General features: G+C 41.8%; 16 protein-coding genes and 1 riboswitch. Of the genes, 6 read left to right on the plus strand and 10 right to left on the minus strand.

Annotated elements, in window-relative coordinates; genetic code table 11:
* Together ACWPV5_RS06835 and serS are read left to right on the plus strand one after the other, a co-directional pair.
* On the plus strand, nt 1-372 hold the full coding sequence (locus ACWPV5_RS06835; protein ID WP_000079345.1) for a DUF956 family protein: 372 nt from the start codon (nt 1-3) through the stop codon (nt 370-372).
* A gap of 213 nt (nt 373-585) precedes the next feature.
* Nucleotides 586-1,860 carry a serine--tRNA ligase gene (gene serS, locus ACWPV5_RS06840; RefSeq protein ID WP_454383005.1) on the plus strand — a complete coding sequence of 425 codons (1,275 nt, stop codon included), beginning with the start codon at nt 586-588 and terminating at the stop codon, nt 1,858-1,860.
* A gap of 24 nt (nt 1,861-1,884) precedes the next feature.
* Here the strand turns inward: serS and ACWPV5_RS06845 are convergent, their stop codons facing one another.
* From ACWPV5_RS06845 to ACWPV5_RS06870, 6 genes are all read right to left on the minus strand, one after another.
* Nucleotides 1,885-2,784 carry a TDT family transporter gene (locus tag ACWPV5_RS06845; RefSeq protein WP_454383007.1) on the minus strand — a complete coding sequence of 300 codons (900 nt, stop codon included), beginning with the start codon at nt 2,782-2,784 and terminating at the stop codon, nt 1,885-1,887.
* Between the two features lie 108 nt (nt 2,785-2,892).
* Entirely contained in the window at nt 2,893-3,441 is a 549-nt protein-coding gene (locus ACWPV5_RS06850) for a carboxymuconolactone decarboxylase family protein (RefSeq protein WP_454383444.1), read from the minus strand.
* A 132-nt stretch (nt 3,442-3,573) separates the two neighbouring features.
* The gene (locus ACWPV5_RS06855; RefSeq protein ID WP_454383009.1) at nt 3,574-4,896 is read right to left on the minus strand and encodes an alanine/glycine:cation symporter family protein; all 1,323 of its coding nucleotides are present in this window, start codon (nt 4,894-4,896) and stop codon (nt 3,574-3,576) included.
* Between the two features lie 90 nt (nt 4,897-4,986).
* Nucleotides 4,987-5,075, minus strand: a riboswitch (glycine riboswitch).
* 203 nt (nt 5,076-5,278) lie between these two features.
* Entirely contained in the window at nt 5,279-6,826 is a 1,548-nt protein-coding gene (locus tag ACWPV5_RS06860; protein ID WP_261062563.1) for a DUF6287 domain-containing protein, read from the minus strand.
* Between the two features lie 134 nt (nt 6,827-6,960).
* Nucleotides 6,961-7,977 (minus strand): endo-beta-N-acetylglucosaminidase, encoded by a 1,017-nt coding sequence (locus tag ACWPV5_RS06865; RefSeq protein WP_261062562.1) that lies wholly within the window; start codon nt 7,975-7,977, stop codon nt 6,961-6,963.
* A gap of 58 nt (nt 7,978-8,035) precedes the next feature.
* Entirely contained in the window at nt 8,036-9,427 is a 1,392-nt protein-coding gene (locus ACWPV5_RS06870; protein WP_454383446.1) for an N-acetylmuramoyl-L-alanine amidase family protein, read from the minus strand.
* Nucleotides 9,428-9,638: 211 nt separating this feature from the next.
* Here ACWPV5_RS06870 and ACWPV5_RS06875 point away from each other — a divergent pair, with 211 nt between their 5' ends.
* On the plus strand, nt 9,639-10,568 hold the full coding sequence (locus ACWPV5_RS06875) for a helix-turn-helix domain-containing protein (RefSeq protein ID WP_261062606.1): 930 nt from the start codon (nt 9,639-9,641) through the stop codon (nt 10,566-10,568).
* Nucleotides 10,569-10,618: 50 nt separating this feature from the next.
* On the opposite strand, the gene ACWPV5_RS06880 is transcribed toward ACWPV5_RS06875, so the two are convergent.
* The 3 genes from ACWPV5_RS06880 to zapA form a co-directional block, all read right to left on the minus strand.
* The gene (locus ACWPV5_RS06880; protein WP_454383012.1) at nt 10,619-12,955 is read right to left on the minus strand and encodes an endonuclease MutS2; all 2,337 of its coding nucleotides are present in this window, start codon (nt 12,953-12,955) and stop codon (nt 10,619-10,621) included.
* A 102-nt stretch (nt 12,956-13,057) separates the two neighbouring features.
* Nucleotides 13,058-13,606, minus strand: a complete 549-nt coding sequence (locus ACWPV5_RS06885; RefSeq protein ID WP_454383014.1) for a CvpA family protein — start codon at nt 13,604-13,606, stop codon at nt 13,058-13,060.
* A complete protein-coding gene (gene zapA / locus ACWPV5_RS06890) occupies nt 13,603-13,905 on the minus strand; it encodes a cell division protein ZapA (protein ID WP_000002019.1) in 303 nt (100 codons plus the stop codon). Before zapA ends, ACWPV5_RS06885 begins: the two co-directional genes overlap by 4 nt.
* Nucleotides 13,906-13,991: 86 nt before the next feature.
* Here zapA and rnhC point away from each other — a divergent pair, with 86 nt between their 5' ends.
* The 3 genes from rnhC to recD2 all read left to right on the plus strand — a co-directional run bounded on the left by rnhC (nt 13,992) and on the right by recD2 (nt 18,091).
* Nucleotides 13,992-14,873 (plus strand): ribonuclease HIII, encoded by an 882-nt coding sequence (gene rnhC / locus ACWPV5_RS06895; RefSeq protein WP_454383026.1) that lies wholly within the window; start codon nt 13,992-13,994, stop codon nt 14,871-14,873.
* A 3-nt stretch (nt 14,874-14,876) separates the two neighbouring features.
* The gene (gene lepB, locus ACWPV5_RS06900; RefSeq protein WP_004245100.1) at nt 14,877-15,491 is read left to right on the plus strand and encodes a signal peptidase I; all 615 of its coding nucleotides are present in this window, start codon (nt 14,877-14,879) and stop codon (nt 15,489-15,491) included.
* A gap of 233 nt (nt 15,492-15,724) precedes the next feature.
* A complete protein-coding gene (gene recD2, locus ACWPV5_RS06905) occupies nt 15,725-18,091 on the plus strand; it encodes an SF1B family DNA helicase RecD2 (RefSeq protein ID WP_454383028.1) in 2,367 nt (788 codons plus the stop codon).
* Between the two features lie 47 nt (nt 18,092-18,138).
* Here recD2 and tig read toward each other — a convergent pair whose 3' ends face one another.
* Entirely contained in the window at nt 18,139-19,422 is a 1,284-nt protein-coding gene (gene tig, locus ACWPV5_RS06910; protein ID WP_016399077.1) for a trigger factor, read from the minus strand.
* Between the last annotated feature and the right edge of the window lie 6 nt (nt 19,423-19,428).

Below are 19,428 nucleotides of genomic sequence, written 5' to 3' on the forward strand. Positions count from 1 at the left end.
ATGGCTCAATCACTTAACAAAACAGTGCTCCTCAATACGACAGGCACTTCCTACCTCTCTATAGCTGGGAAAGTTGGAAAATTCCTGGTCGGAGATCAGGCTCTGGAATTTTACCCAGATGTCAATGTCGAACAATTTATCCAGATTCCTTGGGACCATATCAACCAAATTGGGGCCAATGTCACTGGTCGCAAAATCAGTCGCCACTTCGAAGTCTTTACAGACAGAGGAAAATTCCTTTTTGCTTCAAAAGACTCAGGTGCCATTCTCAAAATTGCTCGCGAAAAACTGGGTAATGACAAGGTCGTCAAACTTCCTACCCTGATTCAGACCATTGGTCAAAAATTTAAAAATCTATTTGCAAAAAAGTAGAAACTTTAGTATAATCATAACAACGGATAAGTAAGCTATTGTCTTCTTTCAGAAAGTCTGCGGGTGCTGCGAGCAGATAGGAGGGATAGGTGAAATTCTACCGTTAATAACAATTACATACACAATCAAGTGCACACCTGTGAAGTTGGATGGAACCGTGGCCCTGCCACTCCAACGCTTTGTCAGATGTGCTTTTTTCATAAAGGAGTTCTTATGTTAGATATCAAACGCATTCGTACAGACTTTGATGCTGTCGCAGAAAAATTGGCTACACGTGGTGTAGATGCTGCTGTCTTGAATGAGATGAAAGAAATCGATGCTAAGCGTCGTGACATCTTGGTCAAGGTTGAAACTCTCAAGGCAGAACGTAACACAGTTTCTGCTGAGATTGCCCAAGCTAAGCGCAACAAGGAAAATGCAGATGACAAGATTGCTGCCATGCAAAATCTATCTGCTGAGGTCAAAGCCTTGGATGCTGAATTGGCAGAAATCGATGCTAAATTGACAGAATTTACCACTACTCTTCCAAACATCCCAGCTGACAGCGTTCCTGTTGGGGTTGACGAAGACGACAATGTGGAAGTTCGCCGTTGGGGGACTCCACGCGAGTTTGACTTCGAGCCAAAAGCCCACTGGGATCTTGGTGAAGACCTTGGTATTCTTGACTGGGAACGCGGTGGTAAAGTAACAGGCGCTCGCTTCCTCTTCTATAAAGGGCTCGGTGCTCGTTTGGAACGTGCTCTCTACAACTTTATGTTGGACGAGCATGGCAAGGAAGGCTATACGGAAGTCATCACGCCTTACATGGTTAACCACGATTCTATGTTTGGTACTGGTCAATATCCAAAATTCAAGGAAGATACTTTTGAATTGAGCGACAGCAATTATGTCCTTATTCCTACAGCTGAAGTTCCTCTAACAAACTACTACCGTGATGAAATCTTGGACGGTAAAGACCTGCCAATCTACTTCACTGCTATGAGTCCATCATTCCGTTCTGAGGCTGGTTCAGCTGGTCGTGATACTCGTGGCTTGATTCGTTTGCACCAATTCCACAAGGTTGAAATGGTTAAATTTGCCAAACCAGAAGAATCTTACGAAGAATTGGAAAAAATGACAGCCAACGCTGAAAATATCCTTCAAAAACTTAACCTTCCATACCGTGTCGTTGCTCTCTCTACTGGAGATATGGGCTTCTCAGCTGCCAAGACTTACGACTTGGAAGTTTGGATCCCAGCGCAAAACAATTACCGTGAAATATCAAGCTGTTCAAACACAGAAGATTTCCAAGCTCGTCGTGCCCAAATCCGTTATCGTGATGAAGCTGATGGCAAGGTGAAACTCCTTCACACCTTGAATGGTTCTGGACTTGCAGTTGGACGTACAGTAGCTGCAATTCTTGAAAACTACCAAAACGCAGATGGTTCTGTAACCATTCCAGAAGCTCTTCGTCCATACATGGGTGGTGCTGAAGTCATCAAACCATAAAAAATAAGGTTTAGCTATTTCTAGCTAGACCTTTTTTCGTAACCAAATTAGATAAGCGCCTAATACAAAGAGTAAAATAGTGAGGCATATAAGAGTTTCAGCCACTACCAGATAATCCAGAAATGGAAGTTTCAAGATTCCTTGAGCCATCTTGAGCGAGGTAGCCGTGATGATGGTTGGGAAGGTTAAGGCTGAGAAAGCTGGTTGAAAGCCTTGTTTTAAAATATTAGGTAGACGAGTTAAAACAAAGAAAAAGAAGGATTGAGAAGCCAAAATCATGACGATCAAGAACCAAGTCGGTAAGCTCTCTCCTCCAACTCGAACCAGGGAAGCCAAAAGCAGAGAGAAAGGAGCACAATAGATTCCTTCCTGTCCAAGCATGGCTACAGGGAGTGGATGTTTCTTTAAATCGCTATAAATAAGGGGATAGAGATAGAAAGTCAATAAAAACCCAAAACTCAAAGTCGCATAGGCAATTTCGATGATGCCTACAAGTGGATAGGTCAAGGCTGCCACTGCTATCCCCACATAAAGTACCGTCCAGCTTGGAGTTGCATGAACCCTACGACCCAGACAAGCAAACTTGATGGTAAAACCAGCAATCAGGGACACATCCAAGAGAAATGAAAACCACCAGAGCCCCTGCGCTACCAAAGAAAGATGAGGGAAGACGCGAAAGACATAAGTTGATAAAATCATCCCAGCCATGGGAAAGGTTGCCATCCCTGACAAAAGAGGGGGATTGGTCAATTCTTGCTTGGTTTCTTTCCAATTGAGCAAATGAAGAATCAGAAAGAATATCCATAAAATCAAACCTGACATACTCAGTAGATGTGACAGAACTGGCAACATATCTAAAACGAGATTTCCAGCTCCTGCCAAACCTAGCAAACAACCTGAAAATACTAAGGGGAGTTTTTTCATCCTAACCTCCAATAATCATGTTAATTTCAGTATAGCATAAAAGCGCTTAAATGAGGGGATAAAAAACGAAGTCCGATTATTTCAGACTTCATTTTACTCAGATATGAATTAAGCATAAGGTTGCAATTCTGGGTTAATTGGTGTATTGGCTAGATTATTGGCATAGTTACAGAGGCTTGCTAGGCTGACTCCAAGAATCACATCCAAGGCATTTTGTTGAGTGTAGCCAGCTTCTAGAAACTCAGCCAAGGCTTCATCTCCCACACGACCCTTGGTATTCATAACCGCCAAGGTAAACTTAGCTAGGGTGTCCAATTTAGGATCTGTTTCAATTGGAGTGCGATTGCGAAGAGCTTGAAGAAGGTCATCGTTCATCTGGATTTGTTTAATTGAAAAGGCTGTGTGACCTGCGACGCAGAAGGCACAACCATTAGTTACAGCTGCAGTAATTTGCACCACTTCGCGCTCAACGGGTGTTAGGCTGTTGCGACGGTTGATAGCTCCGACAGTACGGTAAGCCTCTAAAGCAGTCGGTGCATTAGCCAAGAGACCGATTAGGTTAGGAATATAGCCATTGTTATCTTTTTCTACTGTTTCAAGAACTTCTTTCACTTCTGCTGGTGCTGATTCTACTGTATGAATTGTAAATGTTGTCATCATAAAACCTCTTTTCGTTTTGTTGAAACCTAGTCTATCACAGATTCTATACCTTGTATAATATATATTTTAAATTGCACCGATAGAAATTTTTTATGAAAGCAAAAAAATCACACGCGATGTGTGATTCCATTATTTATTAAAATACTTTTTAGTCTCAGAAATGACGACTGGTGACAAGACCAAGAGGGCAATCAAGTTTGGCAGAGCCATCAAAGCGTTGACGATATCTGCGATAATCCAAACCATATCCAACTCGATAAATCCTCCCAACAAGACCATGAGTACAAAGACCACACGGTAGAGCCAGATAAAGCGAACCCCAAAGAGAAACTCGAAACAGCGTTCTCCATAGTAGTTCCAACCTAGAATCGTCGTGAAGGCAAAGAGTACAAGGAAGATGGTCAAGAGGGCAGGTCCAAAATGTGAAAAGACCGTTGAGAAGGCTGACTGAGTCAAGGCAACCCCATTTAAGTCACCACTCCAAACACCAGTCACCAAGATGGTCAAACCAGTCAAAGTACAGATAATGAGGGTGTCAATAAAGGTTCCTGTCATGGAAATCAATCCCTGCTCTACTGGTTCATTTGTCTTAGCCGCAGCCGCTGCAATGGGAGCAGAACCCAGACCAGATTCGTTTGAGAACACACCACGCGCCACACCATTTTGGATAGCCATCCGAATGCTAGCACCAGCAAATCCACCTATCGCAGCAACAGGACTAAAGGCTGATGTCAAGATTAAAGCGATTGTAGCAGGGAGTTTGCCAATATTGAAGAAAATAACTGTAAGTGTTCCCAAAATATAGATGATAGCCATAAAAGGAACAACGGCTGTCGAAACCTTTGAAATGGACTTGAGTCCTCCAAAAACAGCAATCGCTACTAAGATAGACAAAACAAGAGCCGTGATAGCTGGCGAAATAGTCGTTGTATTTTGGATAGATTCTGTAATCGAGTTGACTTGGGTGAAGGTTCCGATTCCCAACAAAGCTACTAAGACACCTGCGATAGCAAAGAAGATGGCAAGTGGTCGCCACTTTTCTCCCATCCCTAGAAGGATATAGTGCATTGGACCTCCCGCTACTGCACCATGATCGTCCTTGGTGCGGTATTTAATCGCCAAGAGTCCTTCCGCATACTTGGTAGCCATTCCAAAGAAAGCAGCCATCCACATCCAAAAGAGGGCTCCTGGTCCACCGACCTTGATAGCTGTCGCCACCCCGATAATATTTCCCGTACCAACTGTCGCTGCCAGGGCTGTACATAGTGCTGCAAAGCTAGATACATCACCGTGTCCCTTGTCCTTGATAAAAATAAGCTGGAAGGCCTTGGACAGACGCAAAACCTGTAAAAGCCCCAAACGAGCAGTAAGGTAAATTCCTGTCCCGACCAATAAAATCAAGAGGGGAGGTCCCCAAGCAAAAGCATCAATTGATTTAAGCAATTCTAACATTCTATTCTCCTATCTTTTCAACCCCAAAAGAAAGAGCACATGCAAGATACATGTACTCTGGAATGCTTAGATAAATGCTAAAAAGCGGTCTATCCTAGCTCTGTCCTTTTACCTGAGAGTTTGAGCAGTTGCCTGCCTTGCCCCTTCGGTGCCTTTACGGTCTCTCCAGAGTTCCGTCCATTTACAGTCATGGAAAATCAAACGATTCTCCACTTCTATTAAACTTCATTCGGTGTTGGTATTTAATTGATTTTTATTTTACAAAAAATGTTGGCTTTTGTCAATGTGTTTTGGGAAAATCTTATTTGACTCGGTAAAAGAAAGACTGGCCATTCCCATGTGCGTGAAGTGCTATTAATTATTAAATCAATCTGTGTCACTCTTATTCTACACGATATAAGAATTGTTCTGGATCGCCATGTAGCGGAAATGCAGCATGGAAGATGATTCGATCTTTACTAATATCCGAAGCATCCGTGACCACCTTACCCATAGATGTCCCATCCGGTATTCTAACACCTGCTGGTACAAACTTAATAAAGACTCCAAAATCTTTGGCCGAATAGCGAGCTATCAACAAACCATTTACCAATTCCGATTCTGCAAGGTCAACTTTAAATCCCTCTGGCGCTATCAACCCATCTTTACTAAAGACTAGGTCTTCTCCTCCATGACCTTTACTCCATCTTCCCTCAATACTAGAGAAATCTCCATTTTTTATGGCATTAATATCCATTTTCCCAGAAGTATTTTGATTTGATGAAGAGGCTGTTACAGCAAATTTTTCTGTTACAGATTTCCAAGTCAGACTAGATAGATTCATTCGAGCACCAGGACTGACTTCATCCTCTGTCTTAGCTTCTTTAACCTTCTCTAGTTTGTCTCCACTACTATTCAATTTCCAAATAGTATGAATGGTCTGTGGATCTCCTGCGAACGGATTCCACTGGGTATAGAGATTACCATTTTCTAATAGATAGGCCTTGAAACGTGTTCCAAGCATCTGCATTTTATTTTCAGCATTGGTGAGGCGAATAACTTTCTGATTTTTGAGTGTAAAAATATCTAAAATCTCACTACCATTTTTCGAAGAGACAATCAATTCATCAATACCATTTTTATCCATATCAACCATTGTATAGGTAAAGGCTTGACTGCGTTCTGCCATCCCTGCATAGATATTAGCAGTTAGATTGATGTTATCCTTAACCTCTGACTTATGGTCTAAAATAAATTCATAATCCTTCAAAATACTATTATAAGGACTGTAATCTACACTTGGTTTCCCCTTATCTGCACTGCTTCCTCCAGGAAGTTTATCAGAAACTGACTTCCAACTTAGAGTCTCCAGAGAAATGGGAGAACCGACCCCAAGATCCGCTAGTTCTTGAGCTTCCTTAGCCTTTACCAAAGACTGCCCATCTTCACTAAATTGGTAGTGAGCATAGATGTGACTCGTTGCTGTACCAGCTCCGCGATAAAGCAGAGAATTGTCTGGCAAGATACCGACTGTCATTCTTTCACCAAGCAACTCCAAGTGATTTTCTTGATTGGTCAGACGAATCACCTTTTCGTCTTTCAGCGTACGAATATCAAGTAAACTCTTTTCGCCGCTCTTCATTTCAAGAGCAAGCAAGAGTTCATCTACTCCGTCATTATTCAAATCTGTCTTGTGGTAAACTACATCTGTGTAAAAACCTTGAGAAGACTTCACTTGACTAGCCAGAGGATTGACATCCATACCTGTTGGCAAGGTGCCTTTAGCTACTTTTTCATAGTCATCCAAAACTTTATTATAGGAACTGTAATCTATCTCTGGGGTCGCTACTTCCTCGGATGCTGGTTCCGCGCTTTTGTTCCAAGGTAGATACTGACAACCTCCTAGAACTAGTGTCAGTAAAAGCGATGTAGCTAATAAAAACTTTTTCATATTACTCCTTTATCTGAGAGAAAGGAATCAGCATGTGCCAATTCCTTTCGATATTTTTATTGTATCAAAATGTTACCTATTCGCAAATTGTTTTCTATTTATTTGTTATAAGCCATTTCTCACAAGCTATCATTCTAGCGAACCCACTTACCTGAGCCATCTACTTGGTAGCCATCTGGGGTACGTTCGTTAACCGCCATCTTACCATTTGACTTGAGATAGTAGTCGCCTACCCATGTGTTACGAGCATAGCTTCCTTCTGATGTTAGATAATAGTAAGATTGGTAGCTACTATCATAGATCCACTCACTCTTAGCCATTTTACCATCTGATTTGAGGTAGTAGCTTCCAGCCCAAGCATTACGCGCATAGCTCCCCTCTGCTGTCAAGTAATAGTATGATTGATAGTTATTGTCATAAATCCACTCGCTCTTAGCCATATAGCCACCTGATTTGAGGTAGTAACTTCCAGCCCAAGCATTTTGAACAAAGTTACCTGAGGCATTTAGGTAGAAGTAAGAATTGTACTGAACATCAAAAATCCATTGATTCACTACTTTCACACCAGCTTGATAGTAAGAAGAACCTGACCATCCAGTCTGACCTGAGGTAGAGTTAGTAGTTTGTTTTGGAGCTTCAGTTGGTTTTGGTTTTTCTGTTTCTTTAGGAGTTGAAGGGTCTAGAGGATTGACATATTTTTGATTCTTAACAGTGAATGTCGCTGATCTACCACTAAACTTATGCAAGATATCTCCTTCTTTACTTTCTCCATGAAATTGTAAGTAATATTCACCATCTGGAACATTTGCAAAATTAGTCCAATCTTGCTTTGTAATCGGAACAGATGATTTATCAAATCCTTGATTGAAAGTATCTTTTCTAGGAATTTGACCTGTCTTTGCATTTACAATATCTGCATATATATATACAGAATATTTTACAGGTACATTTTCAACAGTCATATCCACATAGATACTTTTATTTTCTGAACCTGGTGTAATTTTATAGTCCACCTTATGATTTTCAATTTTGGTAATTTCTGCATGCACTGTTTGCGCTGAAAAAGGTAGAACTCCTGCTGTATCAATAGTTGACAATACTCCGACTGTTGAAAGGGCCAAAGCACATACTAATAATTTCTTTTTGTTCATGTTATTCATTTCCTTTATTTTATTTTTAATATTTATTTGTTTAAAACCTAACATTCATTTATCCGACAAAACGATGATTCTTTACACGAAAGACAACAGATTGTCCATCGTATACCTTGCCATCTTGTCCTTTTCCTTTGATAACAAAGCGATAACTACCATCTGGAGTTGCACTAAAGAAGTGACGAGTTTGAAAAGCACGTAAACTTGGATTGTAGGTCACAGTAAACTGAGTTTGTGTAGAAACTGAACCTGTATTTGCATCAACTAAGGCAAAATCATAGGCTACTTGATAAGATGAGGATGGAGTGCTAGGTAGAGCGATATCGATATAAGTCATAGCATCATTAACATGGTAAAGGCTTATTCCTAATGATGTTGCTTGTGAACTGCTTGCTGTATGAGTTCCCTCAGAACTAATCCACTTGCCTGAGCCATCCACTTGGTAGCCATCTGGTGTACGCTCATTCACTGCCATCTTACCGTTTGACTTGAGATAATAATCACCTACCCAAGTACCATGAGCATAACTACCTTCTGAGGTTAAGTAATAGTAAGAACTGTAGTTACTGTCATAAATCCACTCAGCTTTAGCCATCTTACCATTTGATTTGAGATAGTAGTCACCTACCCATGTGTTACGAGCATAGCTTCCTTCTGATGTTAAATAATAGTATGAATCATAGTTTTTATCAAAAATCCACTCTTTTGTAGCCATCTTACCATTTGATTTAACATAATAATCACCAACCCAAGTACTGTAAGAATAGCTCCCCTCAGACGTTAGATAATAGTAGGCACCATAGTTCTTATCAAAAATCCACTCACTCTTAGCCATGTAACCACCTGATTTAAGGTAATAGTTTCCTACCCAAGAATTTTGGACAAAGTTACCTGAAGCATCTAGGTAGAAGTAGGAATTATAGTTTTTATCGAAAATCCACTTACTGATAACTTTACTACCATTTTGATAATAAGATAAACCCGACCATCCATCTCTTTGATTCGGTGTTGATTGACCAGACGTTTTTGGAGTTGTAGTAGTTGTTGATTGGTTAGACGTTTTGGGAGTTGTAGCAGCTGTTGTTTTACCAGTCAGCTTCTTCACAGCCTCTCTAAACTCGTCTACAGTTCCCTTCCACTCTATGTAATTGGCACCAGACTTATTCTCAAGAGCTATATAGTTGCGATCGGATTCTTCGAAGTAAGATAATTCTGGAGTAGTTTTTGTAGCCCAAATAATGGGACGATTGGCAGTTCCCTTCCATCCTTTAAATACTTCTGAATCATTGGGAACAAGAATATAATATTTTGCAGATGGATTAATCGTCTGGGTGTCAGCCTGCACCGTTTGTGCTGAAAAAGGTAGAACTCCTGCTGGGTCTAAAAGAGAGACAAGACCAAATGTTGCAGCCGCTAGGCTTGTTACTAAAACTGTTTTTGACTTCATCATCAAAAATCTCCTTTAAATTTTTATTGTTTACGGTTACAGTATAGCATGCTATTTACCTTATTTACGAAAAGGGTAATTATATTTTCCTTTATTTAACAATTACCCCCCCCCCCGAAAAAGCGTAACTATATTTACTTTTTTCTAAAAATTCCCTTAAAAACTGGTAGAATTATGATAGAATGGAAAAAAGGACTTGAGGAGATTTAGGATGCAAGATGAAAGTGTGTATGGATTAGTCTATAAGGCCATCCGTGAGGAAAGAGGGTTTACACAAAAGGAAGCTGCTGGGACTACAGTGACTCCTCATTTTTTACGTCAGTTTGAGCAAGGGAAATCTCGAATAACCATTCAAAAATTTGAAGAGATTCTGTCTAATATTGGAATTGATAAGGAGACCTTTGATAGTCTCAAAACGCAAATGTTCCCAACTGAATTTCATAAATTACAGGCTCAGGTTGCTGATTTAGCCTATAAGCGTGAATTTAAAAAAATCCTTAGCTTGATTAATCAACCCATGGAAAATCCTGGGATAGCTGAACACTATGTGATTGCCAATCGTGTAGTCAATAAATTTGCTATTGCGAATATTATTGGCGATTCTTTTCTGACTCCAAAAGACTATCAAGAACTAGAATATATCAAGAACTATCTTAGTGAATTGGACGATTGGAATAAAATTGAGGTCAATATCTTTTCATCTATCCTTCCTCACTTTTCAATCGAATTTTTAGATTACAGGCTCTACCACTTATTAGATACTCTAAAAAAACAGACTGAATACCATTCAATCCGTACTGCTGACTACTATATTGCCTGCTTAAGAACTGCTATCAAGCATTACTCTGTCAATGGCTACTATGATAAGGCTGAGAGCTTAGCTGTGAAAACCTTGGAAGTGATTAATACTTTCCCTCTACTGAGCACCAAGATGACAGAGATGATTAGTCTTTCAATGGAACGGGCTAATAATTTTCTCAGACAAGATGATGTCAGAGGTCTAGAGCTTGCTAAGCATATCTTTGCCAGTCTTGATAACTTTGAAAAGGTCTATCCAAATCAACTTCTGACTCGAATGAGAGAGGATTTCTTTGTTACTGTCACACAACTCAATCACACTGGACAACCTTTAGAGGTCTAGGCTAAAAATCAAAAAAGCTTGAGGAACCACATATTTCCTCAGGCTTTTTTTTATCCTTTAAATGTCACAATAGTCGCACCACTGCCTCCAGCATTTTGTGGGGCATAGCCAAAACTCTTGACATGCTTGTTTCTTTGTAGGTATTTAGTGACACCTTCACGGATGACACCTGTTCCGATACCATGGATGATATCAACTTGAGCCATATTGTTAAGCAGGGCTTGGTCGATAAAGGCATCTAGCTCATTCATGGCTTCTTCATAGCGTTTACCTCGAAGATCCAGTCTGGCTTGTGGACCACGACCAGAAGTCCGTTTCACAACATTGACTTGTTTCTTCTTAACTTGCTTTTCTTGCTGAGCTTGAACAAGGTCAAACTCTTTCTCTTCCAAGGTCATCTTAATCAAGCCGACTTGGGCTTCCCAGCGTCCGTCCTTGAGTTGACTGGTCAAGGTACCACGCTGTCCATAACTGAGAACAACGATATCATCTCCCACCTTTGGAGCACGTTTTTTCTTGGCCTTTTGAAGAACCTTATTTTTTGACAAGTCCACTTTTTCAGGAGCTAATTTTTTCAGCTTGGCCTTGGCTTCAATGATTTCGTGGGGTTTGAGTTGAGATTTACTATGGAGATTCTTAAGAATCTGATCACTTTCACTGAGGGCCATGTCCACAATCTCACTAGCTTGTTCACGCGCCTTGTTAAGCTCAGTTTCCTTTTCACGATTAAGCTCGTTGTAAAGTTTTTTAAGCGCACGGTTCATCTTGAGATTTTCTTGCTCCACCTCACGGATATTGTCCAAGCGTTTGCGACTCTCTAACGTCTGCTCTTCCAATTGTTCAATAATTCGATTGACATCATTGTCCTGATCGACCTGCTGGCTAGCATCCCCTACGATAACTTCAGATAGACCTAGGCGTTTGGCAATTTCAAAGGCATTGCTTCGGCCAGGAACACCCTGCATAAAGCGATAAGTAGGGCGAAGAGTTGCAGTATCAAACTCCATGCTGGCATTTTGCACAAAGGCTGTCTCAATACCGTAGGCCTTGAGTTCTGGATAGTGGGTGGTCGCCATGGTCTTGACTTGACGAAGGCGAAGGTCCTCCAGAATAGCCATGGCAAGAGCTGCTCCCTCTTGAGGGTCTGTACCAGCCCCCAATTCATCCAAGAGTAAGAGTGAATGTTGGTTGACCTTGCCAAGAATATCCACAATATTGGTCATGTGGCTAGAGAAGGTAGACAAGCTCTGCTCAATAGACTGCTCATCGCCAATATCAGCAAGGATTTCTTCAAAAATACCAACACGACTTCCCTTATCTGCTAAAACCGGCAAACCAGACTGGGCCATAACCTGCGTCAAGCCGAGGGTTTTGAGCATGATGGTCTTCCCACCTGTATTGGGACCTGTAATGACAATAGCTGTTAAATCTTGACCAAAATGGACATCATTTGCGACGGCATTTTTAACCAAAGGATGACAGACATGGAGCAGTTGAATCTCTTGATTTTCTGACAGCTGGGGTACGACCGCTTGCCTTTCTTGGATAAAGCGGACCTTGGCACGAATCAAGTCCAGATGACCGATAATCCAAGCATCATTGGCAATCTCAGCCGCATGAGGGCGGACACGCTCAGAGATTTCTTGGAGAATGCGAAGCATTTCATAGCGCTCATCTGCTCGCAGACTGGCAATTTCTTCGCTCAGTTTGACCACCTCACGGGGTTCAATATAGACGGTATTTCCACTGGCAGAAATATCATGGACGACACCTGCAATCTTATTGCGGTAGGTATTTTTAACTGGCAAAACCTGACGGCCATTTCTGCTGGCAACAATCCCTTCTGTCAACATCTGCGCTTTTTGCTTGAGCAGATCCTGTAGGACATCGCGTACCTGACTCTCGCTATCATGGATTTTTCGACGGATTCGCGCTAATTCTTCACTGGCGAAATTTTCAATGAAACCTGCATCATTAAAGGCTTGGAGATTTCCTTGTAATTGCGGAAAATCATGTAATTTCTCAAACCAGAGGGCTAATTCTTCCAAGCTGACATTTTCCAGATTGGCATAAAAACTTTGCAGTTCTCGGCTAGACAGAAGCACGCGCTTCAAGAGGAGAAACTCCTCGATATTGAGGTCCGCCCCCATCTCCAACCGCTTGCAGACTCCTGCAATTTCCTTAGTTGCGAGAATGGTAAAATGCGGTTGCTCGATAAAGAGAGCCTGCATTTCCTTCATCTCAGCAAAAGCCTGTTTAATTTTATCTGCTTTGGCAGTCGGAGCTAGCTGTCTCAATTGCTCCAAGCCCTGCTCGGTCAACAAATGGGGTTCAAACAAGGCCTTGACCTTATTGAACTCTAATGTTTCTAATATTTTCCTGTTCATCTTTATTTCCTTGTCTTTGAATGTCTAGGTGTGATAGCTTCATACATTCTAATAGATTCTAGTCAATCTGTAAACAAAGGGCTAGGAAAACTCCTGCCCTTTTTATCCGATTAAATTTGTCACCCAGATTTGTTTTAGCCAACTGGTTGTTACCGGTATGCTCTGGATGATGTGTTTTGCGACGATACTCTTTTCAAGAGTATTTTGTATAGCTGCCATGGGGATGGTCGCCAAGATGGTCAAGGCCATTTGCAAGACAAATAAGGTCACCAACATGGACAAGATCCCTGCTGAAACTTGGAACAACTTGCCACCCAGTTTTTTACTAGGAAGTAAGTGTAAGAGGAGACCAAGCAAACGACCGATACTATAGACTATCCCAAACACAAGCAAGTAGCCGATCCCTGCGTAAAATACCTTATCCAACTGAAAGAGTTGATCCGATGGGAAAAAGAAAGTCCCCTGACCTTCCTGCGGATTTGCATAAGGGAGCAATAAATGGAACTGCTCTCCCAGCCCCTTGTAAAATTGGCCAGCCATAAAAGCCGATGCCATGGCTGAAATCAGGTAATACACCTGCAAGAGCAGGCCTCTCCGATAGCCAATATAAAATCCCCAAGCCAAGACCAATAGAAGAAGGAGTGAAATCATAAGGAATCCTCAATCTTGCTCTGTTCTTGCTTGCAAGTCACGAGTTTGTGACGGAGTTCTTCTAGCTCTTGCTCTTTATCATCAAATTCAATCTCACGGCTGAGTTGAGTTGACAAACAGTTGACTGCCAACAAAAGAGCGATGGTTTCATCATCTGCACTAGGCATTTGTTCTTTAATTGCTTGGTATTTTTCTGTCGCAACCTTAGCGATTTCCTCCATAAAAAGATTATCATGCTCGCTTGTCAAGGTTAATGATTTTTTCCCGAATGTAAATTTGAATCGATTTAGATTTGCCATAAAATTCACCTCACGATATTATACCAAAATTCGCTAATTTTGTCAGTTTTTACAAATTTGCCTGCTTTTATGGTACAATAGAAACTATGGCAAGTATAACACTCACACCAAGCGAAAAGGAGATTCAGGCTTTTCTTGAACACTATCAAACTAACCTGACTCCCAGCAAAAATCCCTATATTCGCTACTTTTTGCGACTACCTCAAGCAACGGTTTCTATCTATACTTCTGGAAAGGTCTTGCTTCAGGGGGAAGGAGCTGAGAAATACGCCAGTTTCTTTGGCTATCAAGTTGTAGAGGAAACCAGCGGACAAAATTTCCCTTTGATTGGGACAGATGAGGTTGGAAATGGTTCCTACTTTGGTGGGCTTGCAGTTGTGGCTTCCTTTGTCACACCTGACCAGCATGACTTCTTGCGAAAACTAGGTGTGGGGGATTCTAAAACTCTGACCGACCAAAAGATTCGTCAGATTGCCCCTATTCTCAAGGAAAAAATCCAGCACCAGGCCCTGCTTCTCTCACCCAGCAAGTACAACGAGGTCATCGGAGACCGCTACAATGCTGTTTCTGTTAAGGTAGCCCTCCATAACCAGGCTATCTATCTCCTTCTTCAAAAAGGCATTCAGCCTGAGAAAATTGTGATTGATGCCTTTACCAGTGCTAAAAATTATGACAAGTACTTGGCACAAGAGGCCAATCGTTTCAGCAAGCCTATCAGCTTAGAAGAAAAGGCCGAAGGAAAATACTTGGCTGTCGCAGTTTCTTCCATCATTGCGCGTGATCTCTTTCTGGAAAATCTTGGAAATCTGGGACGAGAACTAGGCTATCAACTTCCAAGTGGAGCTGGAACGGCTTCTGATAAGGTGGCTAGCCAGATTTTGCAAGCCTATGGTATGCAGGGACTCAACTTCTGCGCCAAACTGCACTTTAAAAATACTGAAAAAGCGAAAAAACGCTTAGAAAGGTAAGTTATGAATTCATTTAAAAATTTCTTAAAAGAGTGGGGATTATTCCTCCTGATTTTGTCATTACTAGCTTTAAGCCGTATCTTTTTTTGGAGCAATGTTCGCGTAGAAGGGCATTCTATGGATCCTACCCTAGCGGATGGCGAAATCCTCTTTGTCGTCAAACACCTCCCTATTGACCGTTTTGATATCGTGGTTGCCCATGAGGAAGATGGCAATAAGGACATTGTCAAACGTGTGATCGGAATGCCTGGCGACACCATCCGTTACGAAAACGATAAACTGTACATCAATGATAAAGAGACGGACGAACCTTACCTAGCTGACTATATCAAACGTTTCAAGGATGACAAACTCCAAAGCACCTACTCAGGCAAGGGCTTTGAAGGAAATAAAGGAACCTTCTTTAGAAGTATTGCGGAAAAAGCTCAAGCCTTCACAGTTGATGTCAACTATAACACCAACTTTAGCTTTACTGTTCCAGAAGGAGAATACCTTCTCCTCGGAGACGACCGCTTGGTTTCGAGCGACAGCCGTCACGTAGGTACCTTCAAAGCCAAAGATATCACAGGAGAAGCTAAATTCCGCTTCTGGCCAATCACCCGTATCGGAACATTTTAAGAGACCTAAGAGGCCGAGAATCAGCAATCTCAGCCTCTTCTTCTATTGTGAAAAGTGATTGTTTATTAACAAACACTCAATGAAAATCAAAGAGCAAACTAGGAAGCTAGCTGCAGGCTGCTCAAAATACTGTTTTGAGGTTGCAGATGGAAGCTGACGTGGTTTGAAGATATTTTCGAAGAGTATAAAATAAAAACAATCCCAACTCTCACCTATTCATGCAAAGGAATTTTATGGAAGTTTATTTTTCAGGAACCATTGAACGGATTATTTTTGAAAATCCCAGCAATTTTTATCGCATCCTCCTCCTAGAAATCGAAGATACGGACGCAGAGGATTTTGATGATTTTGAAATCATTGTCACGGGAACCATGGCTGACGTGATTGAGGGAGAAGACTATACTTTTTGGGGGCAAATTGTCCAGCACTCCAAGTATGGGGAGCAACTGCAAATCAGCCGATATGAACGCGCAAAACCAACTAGCAAGGGCTTGGTCAAGTACTTTTCAAGTAGCCATTTCAAGGGGATTGGTCTCAAGACAGCTCAGAAAATTGTGGATACCTATGGCGACAATACCATTGACGAAATTTTGCAACACCCAGAAAAGCTAGAAGGCATCTCAGGACTCTCTGCCAAAAATCGTGAGGCTTTCGTTTCCACCCTTCGTCTCAACTACGGAACAGAGATGGTTTTGGCCAAACTTGCCAACTACGGCATTCCCAACAAACTAGCCTTCCAGATTCAAGACTTTTACAAGGAAGAAACCCTTGATGTGGTTGAAAACTATCCCTACCAGTTGGTTGAGGATATCAAGGGTTTAGGCTTTACCATTGCTGACCAACTAGCAGAGGAACTAGGTATCGAAAGTCAGGCTCCAGAACGCTTCCGCGCCGGTCTAGTACATAGTCTTTTTCAGACCTGTATGGAAACAGGGGACACCTATGTTGAAGCACGGGATTTGCTGGAACAAACCCTTACTCTCCTTGAATCTTCTCGCCCCGTGGAACTGGACCCCAGCCAAGTGGCCCAAGAACTCTCCTACCTGATTGAAGAAGACAAGGTTCAGCAGATTGATACCAAAATTTTTGACAACAGCCTCTTTTTCGCCGAGGAAGGCATCCGCAGTCACTTGGTTCGTATCCTTGAAAAAGGAAAACAGAAGAGTCATGATTTAGAAACCATTCAAAAACATATCGCTACTGTCGAGGAAGAGCTGGGAATTGAGTATGATAATATTCAAAAACAGGCTATCTGTGATGCTATCCAGAACAAGGTCTTTATCCTGACAGGTGGACCTGGTACTGGTAAGACAACTGTTATCAATGGGATCATCGCTGTTTACGCCCTGTTAGAGGGACTTGACCTCAGGAAGAAAAGCAACTTGCCGATTCTTCTTGCTGCTCCAACTGGACGAGCTGCTCGACGCATGAATGAATTAACAGGCTTGCCTAGCGCGACCATACACCGTCATTTAGGAATGACAGGTGACGATGATACCAGTCATCTGGAAGATTATCTGGATGCTGACTTTATCATCGTAGATGAATTTTCCATGGTAGATACTTGGCTGGCCAATCAACTCTTCTCCAACATCTCTTCTAACAGCAAGATCCTTATCGTGGGTGACAGCGACCAGCTCCCGTCTGTCAGTCCCGGACAGGTTCTAGCTGACCTGCTCCATATTCCCTTGATTCCTCAGACTCGCTTGGAAAAAATTTACCGACAAAGCGAAGAATCAACCATCATCACCCTAGCTAGTCAGATTCGACAGGGCATCTTGCCAGCTGATTTCACCCAGAAAAAAGCTGACCGTTCCTACTTTGAAATTGCTAGTGGCCATATTCCTGCTACGATTGAGAAAATCTTAGGCGCTGCCCTCAGAAGTGGTATCCCTGCACGTGATATCCAAGTTCTGGCTCCCATGTACCGAGGAACAGCAGGGATTGATGCCATCAACCAGCTCATGCAAGACCTGCTAAACCCACCACAAAAAGATCAACTCAGTTTTGAAGCTCCCCAGTGCCACTATCGTAAGGGAGACAAGGTCATTCATTTGGTCAACGATGCTGAAATCAATGTCTTTAATGGAGATTTAGGAGCCATCACAGACCTGATTCCTGGTAAATACACCGAGTCGAAACAAGACGAGATTGTCATTGATTTTGATGGCAACGAGGTCTCTTACCCACGTAACGAATGGTACAAGATTCGCCTGGCCTATGCCATGAGCATCCATAAATCACAGGGAAGTGAGTTCCCTGTTGTCATCCTACCGATTACCAGTGCTAGCCGACGTATGTTGGAGCGCAATCTCATCTACACAGCCATTACACGCGCCAAAAGCAAGCTTATCTTACTAGGTGAATTACAGGCCTTCGATTATGCCACCCAACACATCGGAACTGCCCGAAAAACCTATCTGATTGAACGCTTCAGTGATTTAATTGAAAATATTGAAGAAGATAAACAATCTATCTCTGAAACTGCCACATCAAGTACCTCTGAACAATCCTACATCCTGACAGAAGAAAACTGGGACAGCATCCCCGCCATGATTGGGATTACAGACGCAGATCTCAAAGAGATTTTTGGAAAATAGTGCATAAGAAAACCCACCTAGTCAGGTGGGATTTTTGTTTATTAAGATTATTTAACTGTTGCTGTGCTTGTAATCAATTCAACAGCTTTTTTGATTGTGATATCGTGTTTCAACATATCAGCTGAAAGCAAGCTTTGTACTTGTGCAACTTCCATGTTGTAGTCTGCTGCCAATTGCTCAACTTCTTTTTGGATTTCTTCTTCTGAAGCGTCAAATCCTTCAGCTTTGGCAACTGCTTCGATAACAAGGTTAGTCTTAGTACGTGACTCAGCTTCTGCTTGATATTGATTGTGAAGGTCTTCTTGAGTAGTTCCAGTGATTTGGAAGTACATGTCAGGGTTGATACCTTGACGTTGCAAGTTTCCAAGGAATTCATTTACTGAACGGTGAACTTCTTCGTGGATCATTTCTTCTGGAAGTTCTACGATTTCAGCGTTTTCTACAGCTTTATCAATTGCTGCACCTTCAACTGCATCTTTGTAAGCTTCTTCTTTAGCAGCAGCCAATTCTTTACGGTATTTTTCTTTCAATTCAGCAAGTGTTTCAACTTCTTCATCGATGTCTTTTGCAAGCTCATCGTCAAGAGCTGGAACTTCTTTTGCTTTTACTTCGTGGATAGTTGTCACGAATTTAGCTTCTTTACCTGCAAGGTCTTCTGCTTGGTAGTCTTCTGGGAATGTTACGATAACATCAACAGTTTCGCCAGCTGAGTGACCTACCAATTGGTCTTCGAAACCAGGTATGAATTGACCTGAACCAAGTCCAAGTGAGAAGTTTTCACCTTTTCCGCCATCAAATTCAACACCGTCGATAGAACCAACGAAGTCGATGACAACAGTGTCGCCGTTTTCAGCAGCAGCTTCTTTGATAACCAATTCAGCCAAGTTGTTGCGTTCGCGTTCGATACGCTCTTCAACGTCAGCGTCAGTTACTTCTTTTTCTACATCAACTGATACTTCAAGGTTTTTGTAGTCACCCAATTTTACTTCAGGTTTTGTAACAACTTCAGCAGTGATAACCCAGTCTTGACCTTTTTCCATTGAAGTTACGTCAATTTTTGGTTGAGCAACGACTTCAAGGCCAGCTTCTTTTACAGCCGCTTCATAAGCGTTTGGCAAAAGAGCGTTCATAACGTCTTGGTAAAGTGACTCTTCACCAAATTTTTTGTCAAAGATAGGACGTGGAAGGTGACCTTTACGGAAACCTGGAACATTAAGAGATTTCTTCACTGAGTTGAAGACACGGTCCAATTCTGGTTTGATTTGGTCTTGAGAGATAGTGAAAGTCAAGACACCACGGTTTGTTTCTTTGTTTTCAAATGATACAGACATTCTGTC

This window comes from Streptococcus sp. Marseille-Q7156 (assembly GCF_965119495.1).

Coding starts and splice junctions, on each gene's coding strand:
- ACWPV5_RS06850 (WP_454383444.1), bottom strand. CDS start 3,441: ATGACAACATTTACAATTCATACAGTAGAATCAGCACCAGCAGAAGTG.
- ACWPV5_RS06875 (WP_261062606.1), top strand. CDS start 9,639: ATGCAAGATGAAAGTGTGTATGGATTAGTCTATAAGGCCATCCGTGAG.
- ACWPV5_RS06860 (WP_261062563.1), bottom strand. CDS start 6,826: ATGAAAAAGTTTTTATTAGCTACATCGCTTTTACTGACACTAGTTCTA.
- ACWPV5_RS06845 (WP_454383007.1), bottom strand. CDS start 2,784: ATGAAAAAACTCCCCTTAGTATTTTCAGGTTGTTTGCTAGGTTTGGCA.
- ACWPV5_RS06870 (WP_454383446.1), bottom strand. CDS start 9,427: ATGAAGTCAAAAACAGTTTTAGTAACAAGCCTAGCGGCTGCAACATTT.
- rnhC (WP_454383026.1), top strand. CDS start 13,992: ATGGCAAGTATAACACTCACACCAAGCGAAAAGGAGATTCAGGCTTTT.
- zapA (WP_000002019.1), bottom strand. CDS start 13,905: ATGGCAAATCTAAATCGATTCAAATTTACATTCGGGAAAAAATCATTA.
- ACWPV5_RS06880 (WP_454383012.1), bottom strand. CDS start 12,955: ATGAACAGGAAAATATTAGAAACATTAGAGTTCAATAAGGTCAAGGCC.
- ACWPV5_RS06855 (WP_454383009.1), bottom strand. CDS start 4,896: ATGTTAGAATTGCTTAAATCAATTGATGCTTTTGCTTGGGGACCTCCC.
- tig (WP_016399077.1), bottom strand. CDS start 19,422: ATGTCTGTATCATTTGAAAACAAAGAAACAAACCGTGGTGTCTTGACT.
- lepB (WP_004245100.1), top strand. CDS start 14,877: ATGAATTCATTTAAAAATTTCTTAAAAGAGTGGGGATTATTCCTCCTG.
- recD2 (WP_454383028.1), top strand. CDS start 15,725: ATGGAAGTTTATTTTTCAGGAACCATTGAACGGATTATTTTTGAAAAT.
- ACWPV5_RS06885 (WP_454383014.1), bottom strand. CDS start 13,606: ATGATTTCACTCCTTCTTCTATTGGTCTTGGCTTGGGGATTTTATATT.
- ACWPV5_RS06865 (WP_261062562.1), bottom strand. CDS start 7,977: ATGAACAAAAAGAAATTATTAGTATGTGCTTTGGCCCTTTCAACAGTC.
- ACWPV5_RS06835 (WP_000079345.1), top strand. CDS start 1: ATGGCTCAATCACTTAACAAAACAGTGCTCCTCAATACGACAGGCACT.
- serS (WP_454383005.1), top strand. CDS start 586: ATGTTAGATATCAAACGCATTCGTACAGACTTTGATGCTGTCGCAGAA.